23 protein-coding genes are annotated in these 23,970 nt (G+C 42.7%); 17 read left to right on the top strand and 6 right to left on the bottom strand.

Translation table 11 applies throughout. The features are described from left to right. Window positions 1–18 precede the first annotated feature (18 nt). The 7 genes from hisB (at window position 19) to ACSBL2_RS20860 (ending at window position 5,808) form a co-directional block, all read left to right on the top strand. On the top strand, window positions 19–1,152 hold the full coding sequence (gene hisB, locus ACSBL2_RS20830) for a bifunctional histidinol-phosphatase/imidazoleglycerol-phosphate dehydratase HisB (RefSeq protein WP_442588488.1): 1,134 nt from the start codon (window positions 19–21) through the stop codon (window positions 1,150–1,152). A gap of 2 nt (window positions 1,153–1,154) precedes the next feature. Continuing rightward, on the top strand, window positions 1,155–1,745 hold the full coding sequence (gene hisH, locus ACSBL2_RS20835) for an imidazole glycerol phosphate synthase subunit HisH (RefSeq protein ID WP_442588489.1): 591 nt from the start codon (window positions 1,155–1,157) through the stop codon (window positions 1,743–1,745). A 4-nt stretch (window positions 1,746–1,749) separates the two neighbouring features. After that, window positions 1,750–2,499: a 1-(5-phosphoribosyl)-5-[(5-phosphoribosylamino)methylideneamino]imidazole-4-carboxamide isomerase gene (gene hisA / locus ACSBL2_RS20840; protein WP_442588490.1), complete on the top strand. Its 750-nt coding sequence runs from the start codon at window positions 1,750–1,752 to the stop codon at window positions 2,497–2,499. A 3-nt stretch (window positions 2,500–2,502) separates the two neighbouring features. Continuing rightward, the gene (gene hisF, locus ACSBL2_RS20845) at window positions 2,503–3,258 is read left to right on the top strand and encodes an imidazole glycerol phosphate synthase subunit HisF (protein ID WP_442588491.1); all 756 of its coding nucleotides are present in this window, start codon (window positions 2,503–2,505) and stop codon (window positions 3,256–3,258) included. Beyond that, window positions 3,255–3,842, top strand: coding sequence for a bifunctional phosphoribosyl-AMP cyclohydrolase/phosphoribosyl-ATP diphosphatase HisIE (hisIE, locus tag ACSBL2_RS20850; protein WP_442588492.1), 588 nt, complete (start codon window positions 3,255–3,257; stop codon window positions 3,840–3,842). The genes hisF and hisIE overlap by 4 nt, the downstream gene beginning before the upstream one ends. Before the next feature lie 191 nt (window positions 3,843–4,033). Beyond that, on the top strand, window positions 4,034–4,930 hold the full coding sequence (locus ACSBL2_RS20855) for a WD40 repeat domain-containing protein (protein WP_442588493.1): 897 nt from the start codon (window positions 4,034–4,036) through the stop codon (window positions 4,928–4,930). After that, the gene (locus ACSBL2_RS20860) at window positions 4,921–5,808 is read left to right on the top strand and encodes a hypothetical protein (protein ID WP_442588494.1); all 888 of its coding nucleotides are present in this window, start codon (window positions 4,921–4,923) and stop codon (window positions 5,806–5,808) included. The genes ACSBL2_RS20855 and ACSBL2_RS20860 overlap by 10 nt, the downstream gene beginning before the upstream one ends. Window positions 5,809–5,885: 77 nt before the next feature. Here ACSBL2_RS20860 and ACSBL2_RS20865 read toward each other — a convergent pair whose 3' ends face one another. Together ACSBL2_RS20865 and ACSBL2_RS20870 are read right to left on the bottom strand one after the other, a co-directional pair. Further along, complete coding sequence (locus ACSBL2_RS20865; RefSeq protein WP_442588495.1) at window positions 5,886–11,717, bottom strand: carboxypeptidase-like regulatory domain-containing protein; 5,832 nt, start codon at window positions 11,715–11,717, stop codon at window positions 5,886–5,888. Between the two features lie 95 nt (window positions 11,718–11,812). Continuing rightward, complete coding sequence (locus ACSBL2_RS20870; protein ID WP_442588496.1) at window positions 11,813–12,595, bottom strand: C40 family peptidase; 783 nt, start codon at window positions 12,593–12,595, stop codon at window positions 11,813–11,815. 261 nt (window positions 12,596–12,856) lie between these two features. Between ACSBL2_RS20870 and ACSBL2_RS20875 the strand changes: the two genes are divergently transcribed. Then, window positions 12,857–13,306: a universal stress protein gene (locus ACSBL2_RS20875; RefSeq protein ID WP_442588497.1), complete on the top strand. Its 450-nt coding sequence runs from the start codon at window positions 12,857–12,859 to the stop codon at window positions 13,304–13,306. Between the two features lie 86 nt (window positions 13,307–13,392). On the opposite strand, the gene ACSBL2_RS20880 is transcribed toward ACSBL2_RS20875, so the two are convergent. Beyond that, window positions 13,393–13,743 (bottom strand): 4Fe-4S dicluster domain-containing protein, encoded by a 351-nt coding sequence (locus tag ACSBL2_RS20880; RefSeq protein WP_442588498.1) that lies wholly within the window; start codon window positions 13,741–13,743, stop codon window positions 13,393–13,395. 76 nt (window positions 13,744–13,819) lie between these two features. Between ACSBL2_RS20880 and ACSBL2_RS20885 the strand changes: the two genes are divergently transcribed. The 9 genes from ACSBL2_RS20885 to ACSBL2_RS20925 all read left to right on the top strand — a co-directional run bounded on the left by ACSBL2_RS20885 (window position 13,820) and on the right by ACSBL2_RS20925 (window position 22,328). Next, window positions 13,820–14,842 (top strand): acyl-CoA reductase, encoded by a 1,023-nt coding sequence (locus ACSBL2_RS20885; protein ID WP_442588499.1) that lies wholly within the window; start codon window positions 13,820–13,822, stop codon window positions 14,840–14,842. Between the two features lie 41 nt (window positions 14,843–14,883). After that, complete coding sequence (locus ACSBL2_RS20890; RefSeq protein WP_442588500.1) at window positions 14,884–15,093, top strand: fructose-6-phosphate aldolase; 210 nt, start codon at window positions 14,884–14,886, stop codon at window positions 15,091–15,093. Beyond that, on the top strand, window positions 15,090–15,773 hold the full coding sequence (locus tag ACSBL2_RS20895; RefSeq protein ID WP_442588501.1) for a cell division ATP-binding protein FtsE: 684 nt from the start codon (window positions 15,090–15,092) through the stop codon (window positions 15,771–15,773). The genes ACSBL2_RS20890 and ACSBL2_RS20895 overlap by 4 nt, the downstream gene beginning before the upstream one ends. A gap of 122 nt (window positions 15,774–15,895) precedes the next feature. Beyond that, window positions 15,896–16,483: a nucleotide exchange factor GrpE gene (locus ACSBL2_RS20900; protein WP_442588502.1), complete on the top strand. Its 588-nt coding sequence runs from the start codon at window positions 15,896–15,898 to the stop codon at window positions 16,481–16,483. Window positions 16,484–16,485: 2 nt separating this feature from the next. After that, window positions 16,486–17,658: a molecular chaperone DnaJ gene (gene dnaJ, locus ACSBL2_RS20905; RefSeq protein ID WP_442588503.1), complete on the top strand. Its 1,173-nt coding sequence runs from the start codon at window positions 16,486–16,488 to the stop codon at window positions 17,656–17,658. A gap of 105 nt (window positions 17,659–17,763) precedes the next feature. Then, window positions 17,764–18,858 carry an AI-2E family transporter gene (locus tag ACSBL2_RS20910; protein ID WP_442588504.1) on the top strand — a complete coding sequence of 365 codons (1,095 nt, stop codon included), beginning with the start codon at window positions 17,764–17,766 and terminating at the stop codon, window positions 18,856–18,858. A 192-nt stretch (window positions 18,859–19,050) separates the two neighbouring features. Further along, entirely contained in the window at window positions 19,051–19,956 is a 906-nt protein-coding gene (locus tag ACSBL2_RS20915) for an ABC transporter ATP-binding protein (RefSeq protein ID WP_442588505.1), read from the top strand. A gap of 4 nt (window positions 19,957–19,960) precedes the next feature. Beyond that, window positions 19,961–21,334 (top strand): ABC transporter permease, encoded by a 1,374-nt coding sequence (locus tag ACSBL2_RS20920; RefSeq protein WP_442588506.1) that lies wholly within the window; start codon window positions 19,961–19,963, stop codon window positions 21,332–21,334. A gap of 64 nt (window positions 21,335–21,398) precedes the next feature. After that, window positions 21,399–22,328, top strand: a complete 930-nt coding sequence (locus tag ACSBL2_RS20925; protein WP_442588507.1) for a Ppx/GppA phosphatase family protein — start codon at window positions 21,399–21,401, stop codon at window positions 22,326–22,328. Here ACSBL2_RS20925 and ACSBL2_RS20930 read toward each other — a convergent pair. From ACSBL2_RS20930 to ACSBL2_RS20940, 3 genes are all read right to left on the bottom strand, one after another. Then, window positions 22,304–22,804, bottom strand: a complete 501-nt coding sequence (locus tag ACSBL2_RS20930) for a Maf family protein (RefSeq protein WP_442588508.1) — start codon at window positions 22,802–22,804, stop codon at window positions 22,304–22,306. The two genes, ACSBL2_RS20925 and ACSBL2_RS20930, sit on opposite strands and share 25 nt — an antisense overlap. A 152-nt stretch (window positions 22,805–22,956) precedes the next feature. Further along, window positions 22,957–23,352, bottom strand: a complete 396-nt coding sequence (locus ACSBL2_RS20935; RefSeq protein ID WP_442588509.1) for a DUF5969 family protein — start codon at window positions 23,350–23,352, stop codon at window positions 22,957–22,959. An 83-nt stretch (window positions 23,353–23,435) separates the two neighbouring features. Beyond that, a complete protein-coding gene (locus ACSBL2_RS20940; RefSeq protein ID WP_442588510.1) occupies window positions 23,436–23,963 on the bottom strand; it encodes a KdsC family phosphatase in 528 nt (175 codons plus the stop codon). Window positions 23,964–23,970: the final 7 nt, after the last annotated feature.

The raw sequence follows: 23,970 nt of genomic DNA on the forward strand, positions 1-23,970 counted from the left end.
AAACATAACGATAAAAACATGAAAAAGATTCTTTTTATTGACCGCGATGGTACCCTGATTACCGAGCCGGAGGATGAACAAATTGATTCCTTTGCGAAGCTGAAATTTTACCCTAAATCCTTACACTACCTGAGTAAAATTGCGGCAGAACTGGATTTTGAATTGGTGATGGTCACCAACCAGGATGGTCTGGGAACCGATTCACATCCGGAACTGAACTTCTGGCCGGTACACCATTTCATCCTAGACACCTTTGCCGGTGAGGGGGTTACGTTCAGTGAGGTCATCATCGATAAAACATTTGCCCATGAAAATGCAGTGACCCGTAAGCCAAACACAGGATTACTGCTGCATTTCTTTAAAGGCGATTACGACCTTGCCAATTCATTTGTCATCGGCGACCGTCTGAACGACGTTATCCTGGCAAAAAACCTGGGTGCCAAAGCAATTTGGCTGCGTAACAACGACCTGCTGGGACAAAATGAGATGATGGAGAAAGTGGAAACACTGACCGACCACATTGCCCTGCAAACACAAAGCTGGGTAGACATTTATACCTTCCTGAAAGCGGGAAGCAGGCAGGTAAGCCACCTGAGAAAAACAAATGAAACAGACATCCTGATCAACATCGACCTGGATGGCACGGGCAAAGGGGACATAGAAACAGGATTAAACTTCTTCAACCATATGCTGGACCAGATCGCAAGACATGGGTCGGTAGATCTGAAAATCATTGCCAAAGGAGACCTTCATATCGATGAACACCATACGGTTGAAGACACCGGTATTGCTTTAGGTGAAGCCTTTGCCAAAGCGATAGGCAATAAACTGGGGCTGGAGAGATATGGTTTCTGCCTGCCTATGGACGATTGCCTGGCGCAGGTAGCGATAGATTTCGGCGGCCGCAGCTGGATTGTATGGGATGCGGAATTTAAACGGGAGCGCGTAGGTGATGTGCCTACGGAAATGTTTTACCACTTCTTTAAATCGTTCAGCGATGCGGCGAAATGCAACCTGAATATTAAAGCTGAAGGCGACAATGAGCACCACAAAATTGAAGCTATCTTTAAAGCCTTTGCAAAAGCAATAAAAATGGCCATCAAAAGAGATCCGGAAAAGTTAGTTTTACCGAGTACTAAAGGGTTATTATAGCCATGATTGGAATCGTAAATTACGGAGCAGGGAACATTTTCTCCCTCACTTCAGCCTTATCACGCCTGGGTATCGGCTATGGCATGATCAATAAAGCGGAAGAATTTGAACAATATTCACATATTATTATCCCCGGTGTAGGTCACGCCGGGGCTGCCATGGCGAAACTGCAACAGACCGGGTTGGTGGATACCATTAAGGCACTCAAAAAACCTGTATTGGGTATTTGTGTGGGTATGCAGCTGCTCACTGCACATTCTGAAGAAGGAGATGCCGAGATGATGAACATCTTTCCCCTGCAGACAAAGCTGTTTGACAAGGCGCTGCATATTAAAATTCCCCACATGGGATGGAATAATATTGAAACAAAAAACAATCCGCTGTTTGAAGGTGTTGAAAATCAGACACAATTTTATTTCGTGCATTCGTACTTTATTGAATATAACGTTACTTTTGACATCGCAAGGGTAGACTATGGTTTAGTCTATTCTGCAGCCATACAGAAAGACAACTTCTATGGGGTGCAGTTTCACCCTGAGAAATCCGGTGCTGCCGGAGAACGCTTATTAATGAATTTTTCAAACTTAAAATAATACAATGTACATTATTCCTGCAATTGATATTTTAGATGGCAAGGTAGTCCGGTTAAGAGAAGGTGACTACAACCAGAAAACAGTATATGAAGTTTCTATCGCCGATATGATTGAAACTTATCGGTCTAACGGTACAGAATTCATACATATTATTGACCTCAATGGTGCCAAAGGAGACTTCAGCAATCAGGCAGAACTTTTTGACATCATTAAAAAAACAGACATGCGCGTGCAGTACGGAGGCGGGATCCGCACTATTGAGCAGGTGACAAAATTGCTTGATGCAGGTATTCACCGCGTGATTGTCGGCACACAAGCCATTACCAACCCCGATTTCCTGTCCGACCTGAGCAAAGAGGTAGGTAAAAAATACGATTATGCCAACCGCATTGTGATTGCGATTGATGTACTCGATGAAGTGATCAAGTATTCGGGATGGATGGAAAGCTCACCCATTAAACTCATGGATTATGTTGACAAATGCCTGCAGTTGGGGTTCTTCCGCTTCCTGTGTACAGATATCAACAAAGATGGCAAACTGGGCGGCGCAGCAGTAGATCTGTATAAGAAACTATTGGAACACTCTCCGTTTATCAAACTGATCGCTTCCGGCGGGGTAAGTTCAATGGAAGATATCAAAGAACTGGCAAAGCTTGACGTAAGGTCTGTAGTGGTAGGAAAGGCGATCTATGAGAACCGTATCACTATTGAGGAAATCAAGGAATGGAACCTCAAAGCGTTGAGCACCCTTTAATTTATGCTGAGTAAACGTATTATTCCCTGCCTGGATGTCAAAGACGGACGCACCGTTAAAGGCGTTAATTTCGTAGACCTTAAAGATGCAGGAGACCCGGTAGAACTGGCCTGGCAATATGCACAGCAGGGTGCAGATGAATTGGTATTCCTGGATATCACGGCTACGCATGAGCGTCGGAAAACGATGATCGAAATGGTCAAATCGGTTGCCCGGCAACTGAACATCCCCTTCACTATAGGTGGCGGGATCACTGAAATTGCAGATGCTGAAGCCTTACTGAATGGAGGGGCCGATAAGATCAGCATCAACTCTGCCGCAGTTAAAAATCCTCAGCTGATCGCAGACCTGGCTAAAGTTTTCGGTGTACAGTTTGTGGTGGTAGCCGTAGATACCAAACTGGTCGACGGCAAGAACATGGTGCATTTAAACGGGGGGCGACTGATCACTGAAATCGAAACGGAAACCTGGATCAAGCAGACGGAAGACCTGGGTGCAGGAGAGATCCTCCTCACCTCAATGGACCATGATGGTACCAAACAAGGATTTGACTGCAAGCTGTTAAACCATATCAGTCAGCTGATCAACATTCCTGTCATTGCTTCCGGCGGTGCGGGAAAAATTGAACATTTTACAGACGTTTTTACACAGACGGGGGTGGATGCCGCACTGGCAGCCTCAGTATTCCACTTCGGTGAGATCCCTATCCCCCACCTTAAAAACGAATTAAAAAAACACAACATACCAGTAAGGTTATGAATATAGATTTTGAAAAAACCGATGGCTTGGTTCCTGTAATTATTCAGGATGTACAAACATTGGAAGTGCTGATGCTGGGTTATATGAACCAGGAGGCATGGACTAAAACACAGCAGGAAGGAAAAGTTACTTTTTACTCCCGCTCTAAAAGCCGCCTTTGGACTAAAGGAGAAGAAAGCGGTAACTTCCTTTTTGTTAAGGAAACACATATTGACTGCGACAGGGATACGATCCTGATCAAGGCAAGTCCGGTGGGGCCTACATGCCATACCGGTAGCAGAAGCTGCTTTAAGACCAACTTCAACCAGAATTTCATCTTTGAACTGGAGAAAATTATTGGTGACAGGTATGACAATCCTACAGCAGATTCTTATGTCAATAAACTGCGCAACAAAGGCCTGAATAAAATAGCACAGAAAGTTGGTGAGGAAGGTGTGGAAACTGTTATTGCTGCATTGAATGAGACGGATGTGGATTTTGTGAATGAAAGTTCCGACCTGATTTTCCATTTACTGGTGTTATTGAGGGAAAAAGGTAAAACCCTCGCTGATATTGGGATGAATCTGGAAGGAAGACACCGTTAAATCAGCTATTCAGCCTTACACATCAGCTATTCCTGATGGATTAAAAACATACCATTACCCGGATATTACGTATTCAAAGACATCATTAAAGAAGTCAGCATTAAAATTAAAGTCTTTCTTCTTTAATGATTAAATAGCTTAACCAGCTTTAATGATTAACAGCTTAACCGGCCTCCTATTCAGACAGTATTATGCTTAAACATTCGAAATCACTAAGCGGTCACCAAAATCCCGTTTATGCTTTAGCGAACTCTTCCAGGCCTGGGATCTTCTTTACTGGCGGGAATGATAAGGGTATTGTGGAATGGTCGCTGGAAAAGATGTCATTCTCAAAAGTACTGATGCCTGTAAAAACATCAGTTTATAGTCTTCACTGTTACAATGGACAGCTATTTGCAGGTTTACGCAGTGGTGAAATCAGCATCTATGATTTCGATGAGCAGAGAGTGACGACTACATTTAAGGCACATGAAAAACCTGTTTTTGACCTGTTGACTGTTCCTTCCAAGCAGGAATTGCTGACGGCAAGTGAGGACGGAACGGTCGCCGTCTGGTCACTCAAAGACCTGTCCTTACTTTACCGGATTCAAGTATCAAATGATACTGTCCGCGTCATTGCGACCAGTCCGGAAACCAACCAGGTCGCATTTGGCTGTAAAGATGGAATAGTGCGCATCTACGACCTTAACGACTACAGTCTGGTACAGGAACTCGAAAAACATACTTTACCCGTGACGTCGCTTCAATACGCGCCGGATGGCAAATACCTGATCAGTGGTGGAAGGGATGCGCAGCTGAACTTCTGGTCTATGCCGGATTATGAATTAAAAGAAACTATTACCGCACATATGTTCAGTGTGTACGGAATTGCCTTTCATCCTACCCTGCCTTTCTTCGCTACGGCAAGTCAGGACAAGAGCATCAAATTATGGGGAAGTGATAACCTGAAACTGTATAAGATCCTGAGCATTGATAAGAATACACATGGCCATACCCATTCGATAAATAAACTGGTATGGAGTCCTGATGGGAAATACCTGATCAGTACCGGGGATGATAAAATGGTGATTGCCTGGGAGTGGGAATAAGGTTCTTTTATCCTAATGCCTATAAGATACTTGATCCTGAAAGACAGCCGGAATTTCTGAACACTGAATTTAATCAGCCTGGTGCTGCCATGGAAACGGATGTGACGACTAAGATAGCTGATGTCCTGATCAAGTTCTACACCAGGAAAATCAAAGGTGACTGGTTAATCTTTCATTTTGAAATTCAGGACAAGTATAGCTCAAACTTTAATTCCAGAATGATCACCTATAATCTTCGGGGAAGGGATATTTTCGGTAAACTGGTCATCAGCTGTGTCATTCTTACAGAAGTTACCCTTAAAAAAAGACCTGACTTTTTTAAGTCCTCCGGACTGGGAAATCTGTTGTATTACAAATACAATACGTACAAAGTGTCGACCCAATCAGATAAAAATCTCCTCGCTGATCCAAATCCTTTTGCAATCATTATTCTCAGCTCCAGAATAGTAAATATGGGCAGAGCTATTCAGGAGGAGATAAAGAGGGATGAAATGCTCATGAAAAAGAAACTGGAACTTTTTAAAATAGTTCAATCCAGAAAAGATTTGAATTATAAAAATAAGAACAAATTACTTAATTTTATTTATTGGTACATAATTATCAAATCGAAAGAAATAAAAGCTATATTTGAAAAAGAGCTGTATAAAATCAATATAAAAATAACTCGTATGGGAATTGAACAGGTTGTATTGGAGGGAATGCTGGAAGAAGCCAGATATGAAGGTGAATTAAGAAAACAAAATGAGATTATTACCGAGATGTTAAAAGTAAATTTACCTGATGAGATCATTGCTTTGACTACCAAACTTCCAATCGAAAAAGTAAGATCATTAGCGATTACAGTTAAGAATAACTCATCTATAAATACACCCAATTAAAGGCTTGAGCCGATATTACCAGGAATAACCGGCTCAAGCCTTTAAATTGGGTGTATTGCAGCAAATACTGTAAATCTTTACTTGACCCCTATCCGCTTCATTCCTTCCCTGCCATAAAAAACAGGGAAATACATCATTTCCGCTTTGGCAGGATTAAGTGTGTAATTACCTGAATATCTCGGCATCAGTGTGACTTCAAAATTGTACTTTCCAGCTTTCATTTTGGTACAGAAAATAGAAGTTTTGTGCTTAAAATATTCCCTGTGTGTCTCTACCCCCCAATAACTTTGTGGTTTACTGTCATATGAACATCCGGCAGGAACAGGAATCTCGATCATCACATACTCCGCATCTGCCCTTACTTCTACTTCGACCTTAAGTTTGGTTTGTACACCGGCCTTGAGTGACGTTAACGCAGCTCCATTCTGGAAGAAGGAGGTTTTAACCTTGAAGTCCTTACCCACCTTTTCCGGTGCAGGATTCATGAATTGCTGATAAGCGGTAAAATAGACCGGAAGCCCCCCTTTTTTACTAATTGTCAACCCTGTTGCAGCATCCATTTCCCTGGTAAACGGAAAATCTTTCACCGTCTCCTGCTGGTTAATCACCAGAGATGCCGGTTCCGGTTTTACCTTCTCTATCAGCAGATCCGGAAGGATAGTCTCCAGGATCAGGGCCGACTCATAGGTATTTCTCCACTGCCCATCCTTACGCTGCTCTAAAAAGTAACGCCTGATCAGTTCGAGTTCCTTTGCATGTTTACCTTCAGCCTTTAAAATCTGGTAGGCCAACAAGGTATTCTGTATGCTATTGTCCCAGAACCGGTAGCTTTCTTCACCCCAGTACAGGGCACCAAACAGGGTACTTTTATGCAGGTCCAGTAACGATTGGATGCTCACCTCCATCCCCGCCAGTTGTTTTAACCTTATCAACTGCAATTCTTCATTTAAGGAAGGTTTAGCAGGAATATAATTGTCTCCGGGATTTATCTTTTTAACACTACTGCTTTCCTTCCTGCGGGCAACATCTTTGCGGTAGGCCTCCATCCGTAGGTCCAACTGTTTTTCAACTGTCCCAACCCAGTCCTTAATAAAGAAATTCGGATTCAGCAGATGAATGAGCTTTATGGCAAAAACGCGCTCGTAATCATGCTGATTGGCCAGTTTGCCCACCAGATAATTATACAACAGGTCTTTATTTAACTGGATGGGATACCCTGCTTTTTCCGCCTTCAATAAAGCCTCAGACACATGAAGACTGATCCACATTTGTTCTGCGCTATCCTGCCACCAGCCCCAGGTTCCTTCGGGTCTTTTATTGGATTGTAATTTTTTAATAATGTCTTTGATATCTTTTTCATATTTAAAAGGCATTTGCAGGTACTGCTTGACACTTTTTTCCAGCAACAGTGATTTCAGCTTCGAGGCCAGCTGTTCATTGCACAGATATTCATACTTGCGAACCCTGTCCATTTCGTCCAGCAAGGCAGGAAAAACAGAGGCTTCGGCGCGTAAAGTAACCTTACCCGCATCCGGCAGAAAATGATAACTGACAGTTGTATCGGCAGAAAGCACATCAAAATACCCCTTTGTTTCGGTCAGCCCTACGGGCAACACCGGAATTTTTCTCAGTTCCCCATCAAAGTATCCATTGCCCTGCTCCAGCGTGTAGGTAAAGGATAAGCTGTCTTTTCCTGCTGCTAAGATGGCGATAGTATCCAGATGCGAATTTTTAAACTGAATGGTGTTATTCCTCAATTCCTGTCCGTTATAACTGAACTTCCTCTTTACAGTTTCCTCCAAAGGGGTATAATTCATTAGCTTGCCAATAACCCTGATCGAATCTCCCGACAACGCAAACTGTGGAGAAACAAAGTTGGCACTGAGTGATTTGAAGGATTTGATAGAAGTGCTGAACTGGCCCGATTGTTTGTTTCCGTTGATGGCGATCAGTGAGGTCGACCAATTGGTAATGTCATCAGGAAATTTCACTTTCCATCTCGCAATACCTTCTGCATCTGTCAGGAGTGAAGGTTGCCAGAAAGCATAATCGGAAAAATTAGTCCGCATGGTCTGCTGCTGGGGAACCAATTCTCCTGTAGCATTCTGCACCTGGTTACCCTTCTTTGTTTTGATGATGATTACCCCTGAAGCTGCCCTGCTCCCATATAATGCGGTAGCAGCAGCATCTTTAAGTATGTCTACAGCGGCAATGTCCTCCGGTTTAAAATCATTCATTTCACCATTGTAAGGTAATCCGTCGACAATCATCATCGGTTTTAAGGCATTATCCTGAGCAGATGCGGCCCCTCTGATCATTACACCAGGCAAAGAACCGGCTAAGCTATTGGTTACGCTCATTACAGCACCTGTAACTTCTGTCCTCTTCTGTGCTCCATAACCGACAACAGCGACCTCATCCAAAGAACTTGTACTTATATCCATAACGATCATTCCCATATCATTTGATTTCACCACCCTGAGCAGACTGTTATAGCCAATATAATTAAAGCTCAATGTGGCTTTCTTGGGAATACGTATCTTGAACTCGCCTCTGGTATTGGTAGTTACGCCAGATTTTAAACCCTCTACACGAACGGTTACACCTGCCAAAGGATTTTTTTTCTCGTCTACTACTTTTCCTTTCACTTCATCAGATAACAAATTGGTATCAAAATACTCCGCATTGAATATTTCTGATACCCTTGTTTCGATCAGTTCATTGTCTGTATGGTAAAAGTAATCAGACTTAGCAGATTTAATGTATTTATCGATGCTGATGCTCAGGGAATCTGCCGCTAATACCTTTTTACCATTCCAGGTAAAATAGTTTTTCCCTTTGGGTTTGATTTCAGCTTCTTCAATGAAATAGCGGTTGTCCTTAAAGAGGTACATCATCCGGTATTTTCCCGCTTCCATAGCGCTGTACCAGGAAGTGTTCCCCGGAAGTATCTTTCTATATCCGGGATGATCCTTTTTATAAATCAGGATATTTTTAACATAAGGCATCGTCTTTGCAAATGCAGTATCCAGTTTCATGTACAACTGCCCCGTATTTTTCAGCCCATAGTTATCCTGTTGAAACAAGTTGGTGGTATGGCTTCTCAGATCAAGGTAATCATTCCAGATACTGTCGATCTCTTTGCCTGATATAGCGTATTCCTTGTAATCATCACTTGCTTTTTTCACTCCAGCCCATAAATCAGTACTGAACCCATATTCCGAGGAAAAAGATTTTTGTTTAATCAGGTTTTTACTGAAGGTATACGCATAGCCAGGTTCTTTGACAAAGGTATGCTGTACCGTACCAGAAGAATAACCAAGATAATTCTCAGCAACAGGGCCGATTAACCTGTGGTCTCTATTCCTTGAAAAAGGCTGGGGATTAACGAGGTAACGCTCTCCGCCAGCACTGAGCACTGTTTTCTCTTCATTAAAGTTATCTGTAATACTCAACAGATATTTACTCAATAAACCAGCTTCATAAGCTGTGAGTTCATGTGGAGCCTCCTGGACAGTAGCTTTTGTATTTTTCAGCACTGCATTCACACTGATCACTGTTTTTTTCCCTTTTACAACTGGCCCGACTGGCAGTATAATCATCTGATCTGCAGTTCTTAAACGAATCTGGTGCTGCACACCGGGTTTAATCTTAAAGGAATAGCCCTGTAACTGGTCAGTTTTACTAAAAAAGACAGGGACTTCATCAATATAAACAACGTGAACAGGTACAATATTTCCGTTTTTCATTACAAATGGAGCGATCTGTGCCGAGGCCGTATCGGGAAGGACTTCTTCATTTACAAATACTTCCTCCGGATGGGTAAATTGATAGTAAGTGATGGTATCCAGTCCCAGTGCTTTACCCCATTTTAACCAGTTCAACACCAAATTGCCATCCGCCCTAAGCTTCAATTCCCTTAATGCAGGCAGTTGTTTCCTCAGCTGGTAAGCTTTACCAAAATAAGGCAGGGCAACGCCATTCCCTCCACCAAATTTAGAAGTGACGGCGTAGGCTGTAAGGTCTGTAAAAGGAACAGCCTGCTGATTTACATCTGTAACTTTCACCTGCATATCCACCAACTGCCCCGGATAAATTAGCTCAGGGGCCGCAAACTGGAGGTTAAGGGTATGGTTTGAATAAACTGACGATACTTCCTGAGAAACTTCATTTCCTGCCCACAGGTAATTGACCCTTACATGGGCCGTCTTTTTACCGGAATGTTTGAGCGTGCTGTCCAGTCGTTCTGTGTAGCCTTTTCCTATAATTTTATTGTCGGAAAACAGGGTATACCAGAACTTCAGCTTTTGCGGATTGCTGACCTTCAGCCGCAAAGAATCTGCAGTATGTACCGCATCAATCTGAAGGGAAGGCCGTAACTGCGTCAGCAGAATATCTTCCTTATGCCCATCAGCAGTTATTAAAGTATATTTCAGCATTTTCGGATCCAATTTGATCAATCCCGGCAATACCATAGTTGTGGAATCCCCCTTTTTATCATTTTCATCAAATGAAGTTACCTTAGCCTTTCCAGCCCTGGCTTTCCCATTAACCAGGTAATCAAAACTAAGACTATCATTTTTTAAGGAAGCCTTTATCCTGGCCGATTGATAGCTGTACTGAAGGTATTTATTGTCTTCCTGGCTTTCATTATTGCTGTTCAGGAAGGTAAATCTCAAAGAGAAATTGAGATCAGCCTTCGGAAAAATGCTATCCGGCAACACAAATTTGGTTTCCCCTAAAGGATCCATTTTTATTTCGGTCTCCCACAAAGAATCGGGTATAAAAACATGGCTGCTCTGGTAGTTTCTAATATTATTTGCATATGCTTTGATCACTACCCTTCCGTCTGGAACAGCCAGGTCGTTTTCATCCCTTGCAGAGAGATAAACTGTAACCGGGTTACCCGGATTGAATTCCTCCTGATCTGTCCTCACCGAGAAATTGACAGCTTTCAGTTCATAATCCTCATAACGGAAATTCCCCCGGTAAACCAACTTCCACTTGTCACCTTTTAATTCTTTCAGGACCACACTGTAATTTTCATCCAGGTCAAGGTCAAGACTATCTGTAAGGACGAAATCGAAGACATAGCCTCCATCACGGTAAGGCTTGATCATTTTCAGGATCTTTCCCTCTTGTTCATCATTCTCCTGTTGATTGTAGGTATAATAACCAGCATTTTCAACAATTTCCAGCCGTAGCGGCTTATTCTTTAATAACGAACCATCATTGTTCAGCACATAGGTTTTCACCTTTACTGTATCCAGTGGTTTATATTTGGGTTTGTTAAAAACCATATAACCTTTATAAGCAGATTTATCCGCTTCCTGAGGTTGAACAGGCCGGCGGTAATAATTTTCATTATACCTGCCATATAAAGGAGTGTTGTCAAAATTGAAATAATTGTTTACTCCTTTATAATTTACCGTAATGACTTTCTCTTTCGGAACCGATTTGCTAAGATAGGAATGGGCTTCCTCATTGTATTTAACCTGCTTACGCTTTCCTATTTTCACTGTGGCATCAGTTATTTCCCTGCCCTCTGTATCAGATATGGAAAACTGCACATTTTTAAGATCATTGATGAAATTCAGGCCCACATTCTGGACAGGAACCAGGTGATACAAAAGCTGGTTCTTTAAAACACTGACATATAAATAATTTCCATAAGCCAGTTTTCCCTGGTACACCACCTTGTTATCGTAATAAAAAGAGTCGACCAGCGTATGAAAAAAGCTATCCTTAATCACCGATTGCGATTTCACAGCGATATCAAAAGTCTCCTGATCGGTAAGCCGGTAAATGCGGGTGTACTTTCCCGACTGCGGGCTATCGGCTAATTTTCCCTGTGCATAGCCCTGATGGATGGCTATCAGCAACATAAGTATCAGTAATGGCTGTTTCATGAGATGTCTTTTTGGTATGGATGCAGTTTGTATCGGTATTTCACAAATTCAGGAGCTTTATTTGTCCTCTTTAATCGGCAGGGAGATAGGAAGATCTAAATAAACCGCTTGATAATTCTCAGGCGGTGACTGTATCTTCCCAGCTCTGCGTTGTAGATCCCCTGGTCATCTATCCTGTCAATCCTTACCCTGCCGGAAGCGTGTATAATTTCATGGGCATTCAGCATGATCCCCACATGTATAATCCTGCCTTCTGCATTATCAAAAAAAGCGAGATCCCCGGGTTGTACTTGTTGTAAAAAGTTAACAAGCGTCCCCTGTTCTGCCTGCTGTGCGGCATCTCTTTTGATGACAATACCGGCTAGTTTTAATACGGCCTGAGAAAATCCCGAACAATCTATTCCAAATAATGTACGTCCACCCCATAAATAAGGCGCATTCAGGAAAAACAGGGCAAATGTGACCACATCATCCGTCGGACTGGCAGCCGATGCGAGGTGCGGTTCAAATGAAAGTTTAAATTTCTCTTCCCCAATGGTGCAATATCCGTTCGCATATTCCGGAAGACTGCTTGAAGGTGCCAGGTAATATTTGCTTCCGTCCGATGCAATGGCTGTATTATCTACTCCCAATGGAACCAGCTCATCACAGGTATCGTAATGGTGATATTGCTGTTCCGTAAGGACAGCCAGCTGTTTAAAATCCATCCAGCCTTCATAATCATCAAATCCGGTACGGATACGGTACCAGGGCTCTGCTCTTTCCAGCACTTCCACATGGTCGCCAAACAATAATTGAGTTGTAATTTCTGCTTTATCTGAAGCTGCTGCCCTGAGCGGAGCAACAGCTACCCTGCAAATCGCGTATTTTTGTTCCATCAATCAAAAAAATATGCGCTAAATTAATGATAATTAACAATCAATTTATATTTGATTTAACCAAATTCTGCACCCATCCGGGCAACTGCGGGTATAGTCAAAGCCCGGCAAAAACCATATCAAAGCCATAGAAATCTGGCTTTGCCAGTACCAGGTTTCCTTCAACCTGCCTCCAACTACCTCACATTTTCCGGAATACTTGTCCCGAAACATTTCACCATATCATTTGTTGTTCATTTTATTGGAATTAATACTATAGTTATGAATCTCAGGAAGATATTAATCGCAGTAGACAATAGCACATGTGCTGAAAAAGCTGCAAAAACAGGTTACGAAATTGCAAGAACTTTTGAGGCAGAGGTTGCCCTTGTGAATGTGATCGAACCTGTTCCGGCTACCATCAGCCAGGATCTGACACTGGCTCCGGTATTTATGGAGACCTACGACAACAGTGAAGAAAATAGCCATATCCTGTTACAGGGAATACAGGATGCTTACGGAACCGGGGTGAAAACCACGTTCCTGAGTGTGCTTGACAGCGCAGCACACGGAATCATTAAACAATCCGATGAATGGGGATCGGACCTGATTGTGATCGGTACCTATGGACGAACAGGACTTTACCATTTCCTGATGGGCAGTGTTGCAGAACATGTCGCAAGAAAATCCGCCTGTCCGGTATTGATCATTCCCAATAAGGCGGATATATAAACTCATCCGTCCCTTAAATTATACACATCATAAAAAAGCCTTCTTCCTGCAACAGAAAGAAGGCTTTTCAATATGTATAAAGGAGATTAACCTTCCTGGTGTAACCAGGCTTTTTTCTTCAATAATTCTTCTTCAGTTTCACGGATATCTTCATCATCCACACAACAATCTACCGGACAAACCGCAGCACACTGAGGTTCATCATGAAATCCTTTACATTCTGTACACTTGTCAGAAACAATATAATACACCTCATCAGAAACCGCATCCTGAGATGCACCGGCATCAATTTCCTGATCGCCGAAATCGATAATACCATCTAAATTGGTACCATCAGAAAATCGCCAGGCTGTGCCTGCATCATAAATCGCATTATTAGGGCATTCAGGCTCACATGCTCCACAATTAATACATTCGTCTGTTATTTTAATAGCCATGTCTTCGTATAAATCTATTGCTAAAGTTACCTTTGCAGTGCAAATATAACACTTTATACTTAAAATTGCCCCAACTATGCCAATCCTAAGCGCCGAAAAATTAAATATTGCATTCCATAAACTAAATGTTTTTCTGGATCAGCCCAGTGCTGAATTTAATAATTTAATTCAATCGGCCCCAAATCACAATGCCTGGTTTACGGTAGACGAGGTGAAAAGATCACTATCGGCATTACAGGAAATGCTTGATCCGGATGCTTTAAAAAAATGGTTTGAAAACATAAATATTTCTGAAACACCCAAAAAAGTGGGGTTAATATTAGCAGGAAATATTCCCCTGGTAGGCTTTCACGATGTACTGTCTGTATTGGCTACAGGCAATATTGCCCTGATCAAGGTCTCTTCATCAGACGCACAATTGATCCCCGCCCTGCTGAAAGAACTGGTCGCCATTGAACCGCTTTTGGCCGACAGGATCATCTATGCGGAACAGCTAAAAGATTTTGAAGCCATCATCGCTACCGGCAGTAACAATACTTCCAGGTATTTCGACTATTATTTTGGTAAAGTGCCGAATATCATCAGAAAAAACAGGAACAGTGTGGCTGTACTGGATGGCCAGGAGACGGAAGAAGAAATCAGGCAGCTTGGCCACGACATATTCGATTACTTCGGCCTTGGCTGCAGGAATGTGTCTAAACTTTACCTGCCGGAAGGATACCAGATTGAAAAGTTCTTCCAACCTATTCAGGAGCAGTTTAACCATGTATTTAACCACTTCAAATACAACAATAACTACGACTATAACAAATCCATTTACCTGGTGAATATGGTCACACATTTTGATAATGGATTTGTCCTGTTAAAAGAAGATAAAGGGCTGTCATCGCCGCTGGCTGTGGTGTTTTTTGAATACTATAGCAGTCTGGGCGACCTCAATGAAACTTTAAAGGCAGATCAGGATCTCATCCAGTGTATTGTTAGCCATGCGGCTCTGGATGCCGGAAACGGAACCGTAGCATTCGGACAGAGCCAGCACCCTACCCTATCCGACTATGCGGATAACGTGAATACGATAGCCTTTTTAAATACCCTTTAAACTACTCTTATTTATCATTCTGAAACACTATTTTTGAAGAAATGTATGTAATCAAAGTAAAAGGCATCGCTAAAATCCCTGACTATGTTCAGCTGAGGGACGAAAAATTCACCTTGCTGGCCTATTTCAGGGTCGACAGGCCCGATAAGTCGCTCGATAAATTGGGTCTCGGAGAGCAGTTGCCTTATATTATGGATATTGTTAAAGACCTTCCATTTGGTCAGATTGCAAAATTAGATTTAGAGAAATGACAGGAAACGCAGTTATCAATTTAAAGAATGTTGATGTTTTTCAGCAAAAACACCTGGTTTTATCAGATGTTAACCTGAGTATAGATAAGGGAGAATTTGTATTTTTAATTGGCCAGACCGGATCAGGAAAAAGCAGTTTATTAAAAATTATCTATGGTGAACTCCATATCGGTAATGGGGAGGGACAGATTGCAGGTTTTGATTTGAAGAAACTTGCAGAAAAGGATGTTCCATTTTTACGGCGGAAACTGGGTATTGTTTTTCAGGACTTCCAGTTATTGTCTGACCGTACCGTGGAGAAAAACCTGGAATTTGTCCTAAAAGCTACCGGATGGAATGACAAAAACCTGATCGACGAACGGATCAAGGACGTACTGGAAAAAGTAGGCCTGCGTTCTAAAATCAGAAAAATGCCGCATGAACTCTCCGGTGGAGAACAGCAACGTGTGGTGATTGCCCGCTCCCTGCTGAACAACCCGGAAATTATACTTGCCGATGAGCCTACAGGAAACCTTGATCCTGATACCTCAGAAGAGATTGTATTGCTGCTGAAACAGATCAGCTACAACGGTACCGCCGTATTGATGGCCACACATGATTACCAGATTATCCGTTCCCTGCCTTCAAGAATCATCAAATGCGAAAGTGGCATTGTTCATGATGATGCCACCATCAGCTAACGCTGACAAAACAAATATTTTTCAGCCATTCTGTACAGTCTTTTTCAAACAAAGCTGACAGCATGGCTGATATCTTTCATTGGCAAAACTTTTGAGTTTATATCCAAAAATTCTACTATAGCATGTTTAGCAAGAAGAAAACAAACGACACTGAAAATACGACGACGGGAAATGCTGCAGAAGAGCAGTTAAATACCGAAAACACTGCTGAAGAAACGGCAGCTACTGAAGAAACTGCAGCAGAGCCTGTTGTAGAGATCTCAGCTGAAGAGAAACTAACGCTGGAAAATGCAGCATTAAATGATAAATATTTACGCTTATTCGCCGAGTTTGATAATTTTAAACGCCGTACCCAAAAGGAACGTGTGGAATTGCTGCAAACTGCAGGTAAAGATGTGATTATTTCTATGCTTCCTGTACTGGATGATTTTGACCGCGCCAATAAGGCAACGGAAAATGCGACTGATATTGCGGCTATCCGTGAAGGGATACAGCTGGTACATTCGAAGCTTAAAAGTATCTTAAGTCAGAAAGGCTTGAAAGAAATGGAAAGTATCAATACTGTTTTTGATACCGATAACCATGAGGCCATCACTAAAATCCCTGCTCCGAATGAGGAACTGAAAGGGAAAGTTATAGATGAATTAGAAAAAGGTTATACTTTAAATGATAAAGTTATACGCTTTGCAAAAGTTGTAGTGGGTAGTTAATTATGAGCAAGAGAGATTATTACGATGTACTTGGCATAGCTAAGAATTCTTCTCCGGAAGAGATCAAAAAGGCATATAGAAAACTGGCGATTAAATATCACCCGGATAAAAACCCCAATGATCACACCGCAGAAGATAAATTCAAGGAGGCTGCTGAAGCTTACGAGATTCTGAGCAATCCTGAGAAAAAACAACGTTATGACCATTATGGTCATGCGGGTGTTGGTGGTGCATCTGGCGGCGGCGGATATGGCGGCGGTGGAATGAATATGGAAGACATATTCAGCCAGTTTGGCGATATTTTTGGCGGCGGCGGTGGCGGCGGCAGTCCTTTCGACAGTTTCTTCGGAGGTCAGCAACGTGGCGGCGGCGGCAGAAGAGTAGCCAAGGGTTCTAATCTCCGCATTAAAGTAAAACTTACTTTAGAAGAGATTGCACATGGCGCGGAAAAGAAAATCAAGGTGAACAAGCAGGTATCCTGCAAAACCTGTGACGGCTCCGGTGCCAAGGATAAATCTTCAATCAGCACCTGTCAGACCTGTGGCGGTAGTGGTGCAGTACGCAGGGTGACCAATACCATCCTGGGACAAATGCAAACCACAGCTACCTGCCCTACCTGTAACGGTTCCGGCAGCCAGATTACGTCTAAATGTAATGTATGTCATGGTGAAGGTACCGTTCGCGGTGAGGAGACTATCGACATTAACATTCCTGCAGGTGTAAGTGACGGTATGCAACTGAGCATGAGCGGAAAAGGTAATGCTGCCCCTAATGGTGGTATTCCGGGAGACCTGATCATCCTGATCGAGGAAATCGCACATGAAACCCTGAAACGTGAAGGGAATAATGTGGTATATGATTTGCATTTGAGCATTATTGATGCTGCTTTAGGCTTTAGTGCCGAAGTACCGACAATTGATGGTAAAGCTAAAATCAAGATCGAACCAGGTACCCAAAGCGGTAAATTGCTTCGCCTGAAAGGTAAAGGTATTCCAGAAGTGAATTCTTATCACCGCGGAGACCAGATTATTCATGTAAATATCTGGACACCAAAAGCATTGAGCAGTGAAGAACGCAGTATGCTGGAGAAATTAAGAGAATCGCCTAACTTCAAACCTCAGCCAGGTAAGAATGATAAAAGCTTCTTTGAAAAAATGAAAGAATATTTCGAATAGAAATGAGCTAACGCTAAAAACCGCCTTATCTTCATTGATAAGGCGGTTTTTTTATGCCCAAACTTTAACCATGTAAATTTGTTGTGTTTCATGTAAACTACGCTCATGGACAAACTTCAACAAAGCATTTATACCCTTTTATTTTTCTTTCTCAGCTTTGCAGGACTGTACTTTGCGGCAGCATTCCTTATTCCTGTGGCCCTGGCAGCTGTATTTGCCATGCTGTTCATCCGTTTGTGCAATTGGTTCGAAAATAAAGGCCTCAGCAGGACGCTCTCTTCCTTATTGTGCATGCTGATCTTTATCGCAGCAATAGCACTGATTGTAACACTGCTTTCCTGGCAGCTGAGCGGACTGGCTGAAAATATGGATGCAATGAAACAAAGGGTGGTGAATTTATTGACCAACTTGCAAAACTGGCTTCACGAGCAGGTAGGAATCACGATGCGACAGCAGAAGGAACTGGTGAAACAACAAAGTGAAGGTGCAGGAAGTGGTGCAGGGAGTATGCTGGCTAATTTTGCCGGCAGCATCATGGGAATTATGGTTAATACCATATTGGTTTTGGTGTATATGTTCCTCTTCCTCGCCAACCGTTCCCATATCAAAAAGTTTATTCTTAAGCTGGTTCCGGTAGATGAGAAGAACACAGCGGCAAATATTGTACATCAGGCAGGGAAAGTAGCCCAGCAATATCTGAGTGGATTAGGCGCAATGATCGTCATGCTCTGGATCATGTATGGCATCGGCTTTAGCATCTCAGGGATTGAAAGTGCCATATTCTTTGCCGTACTCTGCGGAATCCTGGAAATTATTCCTTTTATCGGGAATTTAACGGGAACATCGATCACCGTCCTTGCTGCAATTGCACAGGGTGGGGATAGCAAAATGATTATTGGTGTGGTGGTGACTTACGCCCTGGTGCAATTTATACAGACTTATATCCTGGAACCCCTGGTGGTTGGAGAACAGGTGAATATCAATCCGCTGTTTACCATTCTGGTGATCGTTCTCGGAGAGATGGTCTGGGGAATTGCCGGAATGATTCTAGCCATTCCCCTGCTGGGTATTGTTAAAATTATATGTGACCATGTACCGGAATTGCAGCCTTATGGCTTCCTGATAGGTACAGAAAAACAACGCGGAAAAAAAACAGGCGTGATCGATAAGATCAAAGGGCTGTTCAATAAAAAACCTTAGCCCCCCAATCTCCGCTAAAAGCTCTTTATCATGCTCATTTGCTCGACTCCTATCTACTTTACCCCCTTGCCAAATGATCTCACGATGTATTGAGAAGGAAGCAATTCTCTATTAGCTTTGTTATACTGTAACATTTTGAGCGCTCTACGCTCTAAATTTCAGCTAACTATTCAACTCAACTAAAACTTAAGAATGCTAAGCGTTAAACACATTGTAAAACAATATGCTGCGCACCGTGCGCTGGATGATGTCAGTCTGGAAATTGAAAAAGGCAAGATCTTCGGCCTTTTAGGGCCGAATGGAGCAGGTAAAACTTCCCTGATCAGGATTATCACACAAATCACGGCACCGGATAGCGGTGAAGTCATCTTTGATGGCGAGCGGCTGAATGCTAACCATATCTCCCGGATCGGGTACCTCCCTGAAGAACGCGGACTCTATAAAAAGATGGAGATCGGTGAACAGGTGCTCTATCTGGCCAGATTAAAAGGTTTAAGTACAGCTGAAGCCAGTAAAAGGGTAAAATTCTGGTTCGAAAAACTGGAAATGGGCAGCTGGTGGAACAAGAAAGTGGAAGACCTGAGTAAAGGAATGCAGCAAAAAGTACAGTTTGTGGCTACGGTATTGCACCAGCCGGAGCTGATTATCCTCGATGAACCCTTTTCCGGATTCGATCCTGTGAATGCAGATATCATTAAAAATGAGATCCTGGAACTGAATAAACAGGGAGCAACATTTATCTTCTCTACACACCGAATGGAATCCGTTGAGGAATTGTGTGACAGTATTGCCCTGATCCACCGCTCTAAGAAAATCCTTGATGGTTCTGTCGATAGCATAAAACAGCAATACAGGAACAATACCTACTGGGTAGAGTATGAAGGCAGTTATGACAGCAGTCTTTCGGCAGACATCTTTACCGTGCTTCAGGAAGAAGAACTGAAAGGAAAAACCTTGCTGAAGGTACAACTGCAACCGGAAAAAAATGCCAATCAGCTGTTATCGGCCTTACTTCCCCAGGTTTCCATTCACCGGCTGGATGAAGTGATTCCGACCATGAATGATATTTTTATTGACCAGGTAAAACAAAAAGACTAAGGACATGAACAAAATCTTACTCATTATACAAAGAGAATACCTGTCGCGCGTAAAAAAGAAATCCTTTATTGTGATGACCTTACTAACGCCTTTAATTATTGCAGGTTTTTACGGACTGGTGATCTATTTCTCTATCCAGGGCCTATCCGGAACTTTCAATAAGTTTGCTGTAGTCAATGAAAACAAGACACTTACAGAAAAACTGAGTGCGACTAAAAATGCAAGTTATACCTATGTAAACAAGTCGCTTTCAGAGATGAAGGCCAGCTTGAAAAATACAGATTACGACTATATCCTGTATATCCCGGAATTTCCTTTAAATGCCCCTGCCGGAGTGCAGATTTTGGGAACCAAACAGGCGGGAATGTCATTAAATTCAAAAGTTTCCGGTGCACTTGAAGACCTTATCCGTAACCAGAAGCTCCGCGAAAGCGGTATTGAACAGAAAGACCTGGATAAGCTGAGTGCAGCAGTTGACATTGACACCAAAAAAATCGGAGAGAGCGGAGAAGAAGAAGATTCCAGTGCCGGTGCGAGTACGGTGATTGCCTATGTCGCCGGAATCATGATGTTTATGTTCATCATGCTCTATGGAATCCAGGTAATGCGTGGTGTCATAGAAGAAAAAACAAACCGTATTATTGAGGTCATGATTTCCTCCGTAAAACCTTTCCAGCTAATGATGGGCAAGATTATAGGTATCGCCCTGGTCGGCCTTACGCAGTTTGTGCTGTGGATTGTACTTACCGCTGCAATCTCTACTGTAGTGGTCAAGGTGTTTGTTGACAAGAAAGACCTCCAGGAAATGTCGGCCTCAACAAAGGGAGTGGATACGACGGCTCGCAAAGACATCAATACAACAGATAAAACCGGGACAAGCAATAGTTCAGCCATTAAAAAGGCAATGGAGAATAATCCGGTGATGAATGTACAGAAGAGTCTGGCTAACCTGAATATTCCGAAAATCGTGACCATATTTCTCTTCTTCTTTATCGGGGGGTACCTGTTTTACAGCGCCCTGTATGCAGCCATTGGGTCGGCGGTGGATAATGAGACGGAAACCCAGCAGTTCATGTTTCCGGTCATGATGCCCCTATTGCTCGGTTATACACTCTCGCTGAGTGTGGTGACCAATGATCCTTATGGGGATATTGCCTTCTGGTTATCCGTTATCCCCTTCACTTCTCCCATTGCAATGATGGTGAGGTTACCCTATGGGGTGCCCGACTGGCAGCTTGCCTTATCCATGGCATTGCTGATCCTGGGTTTTGTCGGAACCGTATGGATGGCCTCCAGAATATACCGTGTAGGGATCTTAATGTATGGCAAAAAAGCCAGTTTCAAAGAAATGATCAAGTGGTTTACCTATAAAAATTAATAGCTTTACAGGGTGATATGGATAGATAGTATAATTTATATCACCCCGTAATCCTTTAAGATCTATGAAAGCAGCTGTTATCGACCTGGGCACGAATACCTTCCATTTAATTATTGCAGAGATTACCGGATTGGGTGTGGAAGTTCTTTTCAAGACCAATGTACCCGTACGCCTGGGTGAAGGCCGTATCAATGACCATGTGATTATTCCTGAAGCTTTTGCCAGGGGAATACAGACCCTCAAGGATTTTAAAGGGCTAATTGATGAACATCAGGTAAGTCTTGTTAGGGCGACAGCGACCTCTGCCGTCCGCAGTGCGAAGAATGGGCCTGACTTTGTAAAATCGGCTGCTGAAGATGCCGGAATTGACATTGAAGTCATTACAGGAGAGCAGGAAGCGGCCTATATTTTTCGCGGCGTAAAGGCAACAGGTGTCATCACACAAACCTCACTGATCATGGATATTGGTGGGGGAAGTACTGAATTTATTATTTGTACGCCTGAAAAGTTTCTCTGGAAGAAGAGTTACAACATCGGTGCAGCCCGGTTAATGCAGGCCTATTTTCATACTGATCCGATCTCTGCAGAAGAGAAAGAGGCCATTCTGAACCTCCTTCAGCAGGAATTGCCGGATCTTAAAGCTGCCTGTCAAAAATACCAGCCGAAAGTATTGGTGGGCTCTGCAGGAGCTTTTGAAACCTTTGCAGCTATGCTGCTTAAAGAGTCGGATGTTAAACACCTCCGCTCAGCAGAACTGGATATTGAGGCTTACCGGAACCTTTCTGTACAACTGATCGGCTCCACCCATGAGGAAAGGACACAGATGCCAGATCTGATCTCCCTGCGGGTAGACATGATTGTGATCGCCGCACTGATCACCAGTTTTATCATTGAAGAGACAAAACCGGATCACCTCAGCTTATCTACATACGACCTGAAAATGGGTGTGCTTTACAGCCTCTGGGATAATCAGAAAGACGATAAAGCCGTGTAGAGTTTCTCTGTCGGCAGTCCCATGATATTGGTATAGGATCCAACAATTTTCTCTACAGCAATAAGGCCAATCCAATCCTGTACACCATAACTTCCTGCTTTATCATAAGGGTTATAGTGTTTGATATAATAATCGATCTGTTCCGTGGTAATGTTTCTGAAATACACTTCAGTCCTGTCAAAGAAGGAGAGCTGTTTATCACCATGCGCCAAAGTCACGCCGGTATACACTTCATGTTTACTGCCCGATAATTTACTGAGTGTTTCCCTGGCTTCACGGGGACTGGCAGGTTTTCCCAAAATTTCGTCATTATAAGATACGATGGTATCAGCAGTAATCACAAGATGCGTTTTTCTCTCCTGTACAAAAGCATTGGCTTTTTTTTCTGAAATATAAACGGCTATTTGAGCTGGATCAAGCTTTTTAGGGTAACTTTCATCAACATCTTTCAGTAGCACATCAAACTCCAGATTCATAGCGGCTAATAATTCTTGTCTACGAGGCGATTTAGATGCTAAAATGAGTGAATATGTATGCATAAGTAAAATTTGCGCTAAAATAATAAAAGCGACCCATATAGTCGCTTCTATTTCAGAAAATTATTGTACTGGTATTCACAGGGATGCGACTATTCAGCAATTTTTCTGCCACCTCTGTCTCCTCTGTTTTTCATTTCAGACTTTCTTTCTTCTTTGTAGGCTTCGTAAGATTTTTTCTGTTCTTCCGTTAATACGGCATTAATTTTACTGTCACTTTCCTTCATCATCTCCATCATTTTTCCGCGCATGGCCGACCTGTCCTGAGTCTGCTCTGCCCTGGTTTTTTCCATCTGTGCCTGCTGATCTAAAAATACCGCCTTAATTTTTGTCTGCTGATCAGCCGTTAGACTCAATTTTTCAGTTAAACGTGCTGTCATTTTAGCCGCTCTTTCTTCAGGCGTGCCCATATTTCTTTTACCACCCTGTGCGTTGGCAAATGTTATTACACTGAATAACAATCCGCAGATCATTGCTAATTTCTTCATCTTTAATTGATTTTATATTTCTCTCATAGAGAGTAAAAACAAAAAAAGGTTTAAAAAGAAAGGAATAAATTGGACGAAAAGAATTATTTTCCGGAATCTGAAGCCAGTGGATTTTCATCAAACCATTTCCCCTGCAATTTCATGACTTTTTCAATCACATCGCGGACAGCAGTTTTTCCTCCGTTAAATGGGGAAATATAAGTGGAGATCGCCTTGATGTCATTGCTTGCATCGGCTGGACAGGTGGGAATGCCAACCAGTTGCATGACTTTGAGGTCAGGAATATCGTCTCCCATATACAGGACATCTTCCGCTTGTATGCCATATTTTTCCAGATAACGCTCAAAGACTTCCACTTTATCGCCCACCCCCAGGTGCACATCAGGAATCCCCAATCCGGCGAAACGGGATGCCATGGCCTGCCCATGCCCCCCGGAAATAATACAGACATGATAACCGCGCTTTACCGCCAGCTGTAAGGCATACCCGTCTTTAATGTTGAAGGTACGCAGCAATTCCCCTGTAGAAGAAGCAATAACATCTCCGGTGGTCAGTACCCCATCAACATCAAATATGAGTGTGGTTACTGTCTTAAGTCGCTGTAAAAACATGAATGCT

Origin of the sequence: Pedobacter sp. AW31-3R, assembly GCF_052180285.1 — a bacterium.
Lineage (GTDB): Bacteria > Bacteroidota > Bacteroidia > Sphingobacteriales > Sphingobacteriaceae > Pedobacter.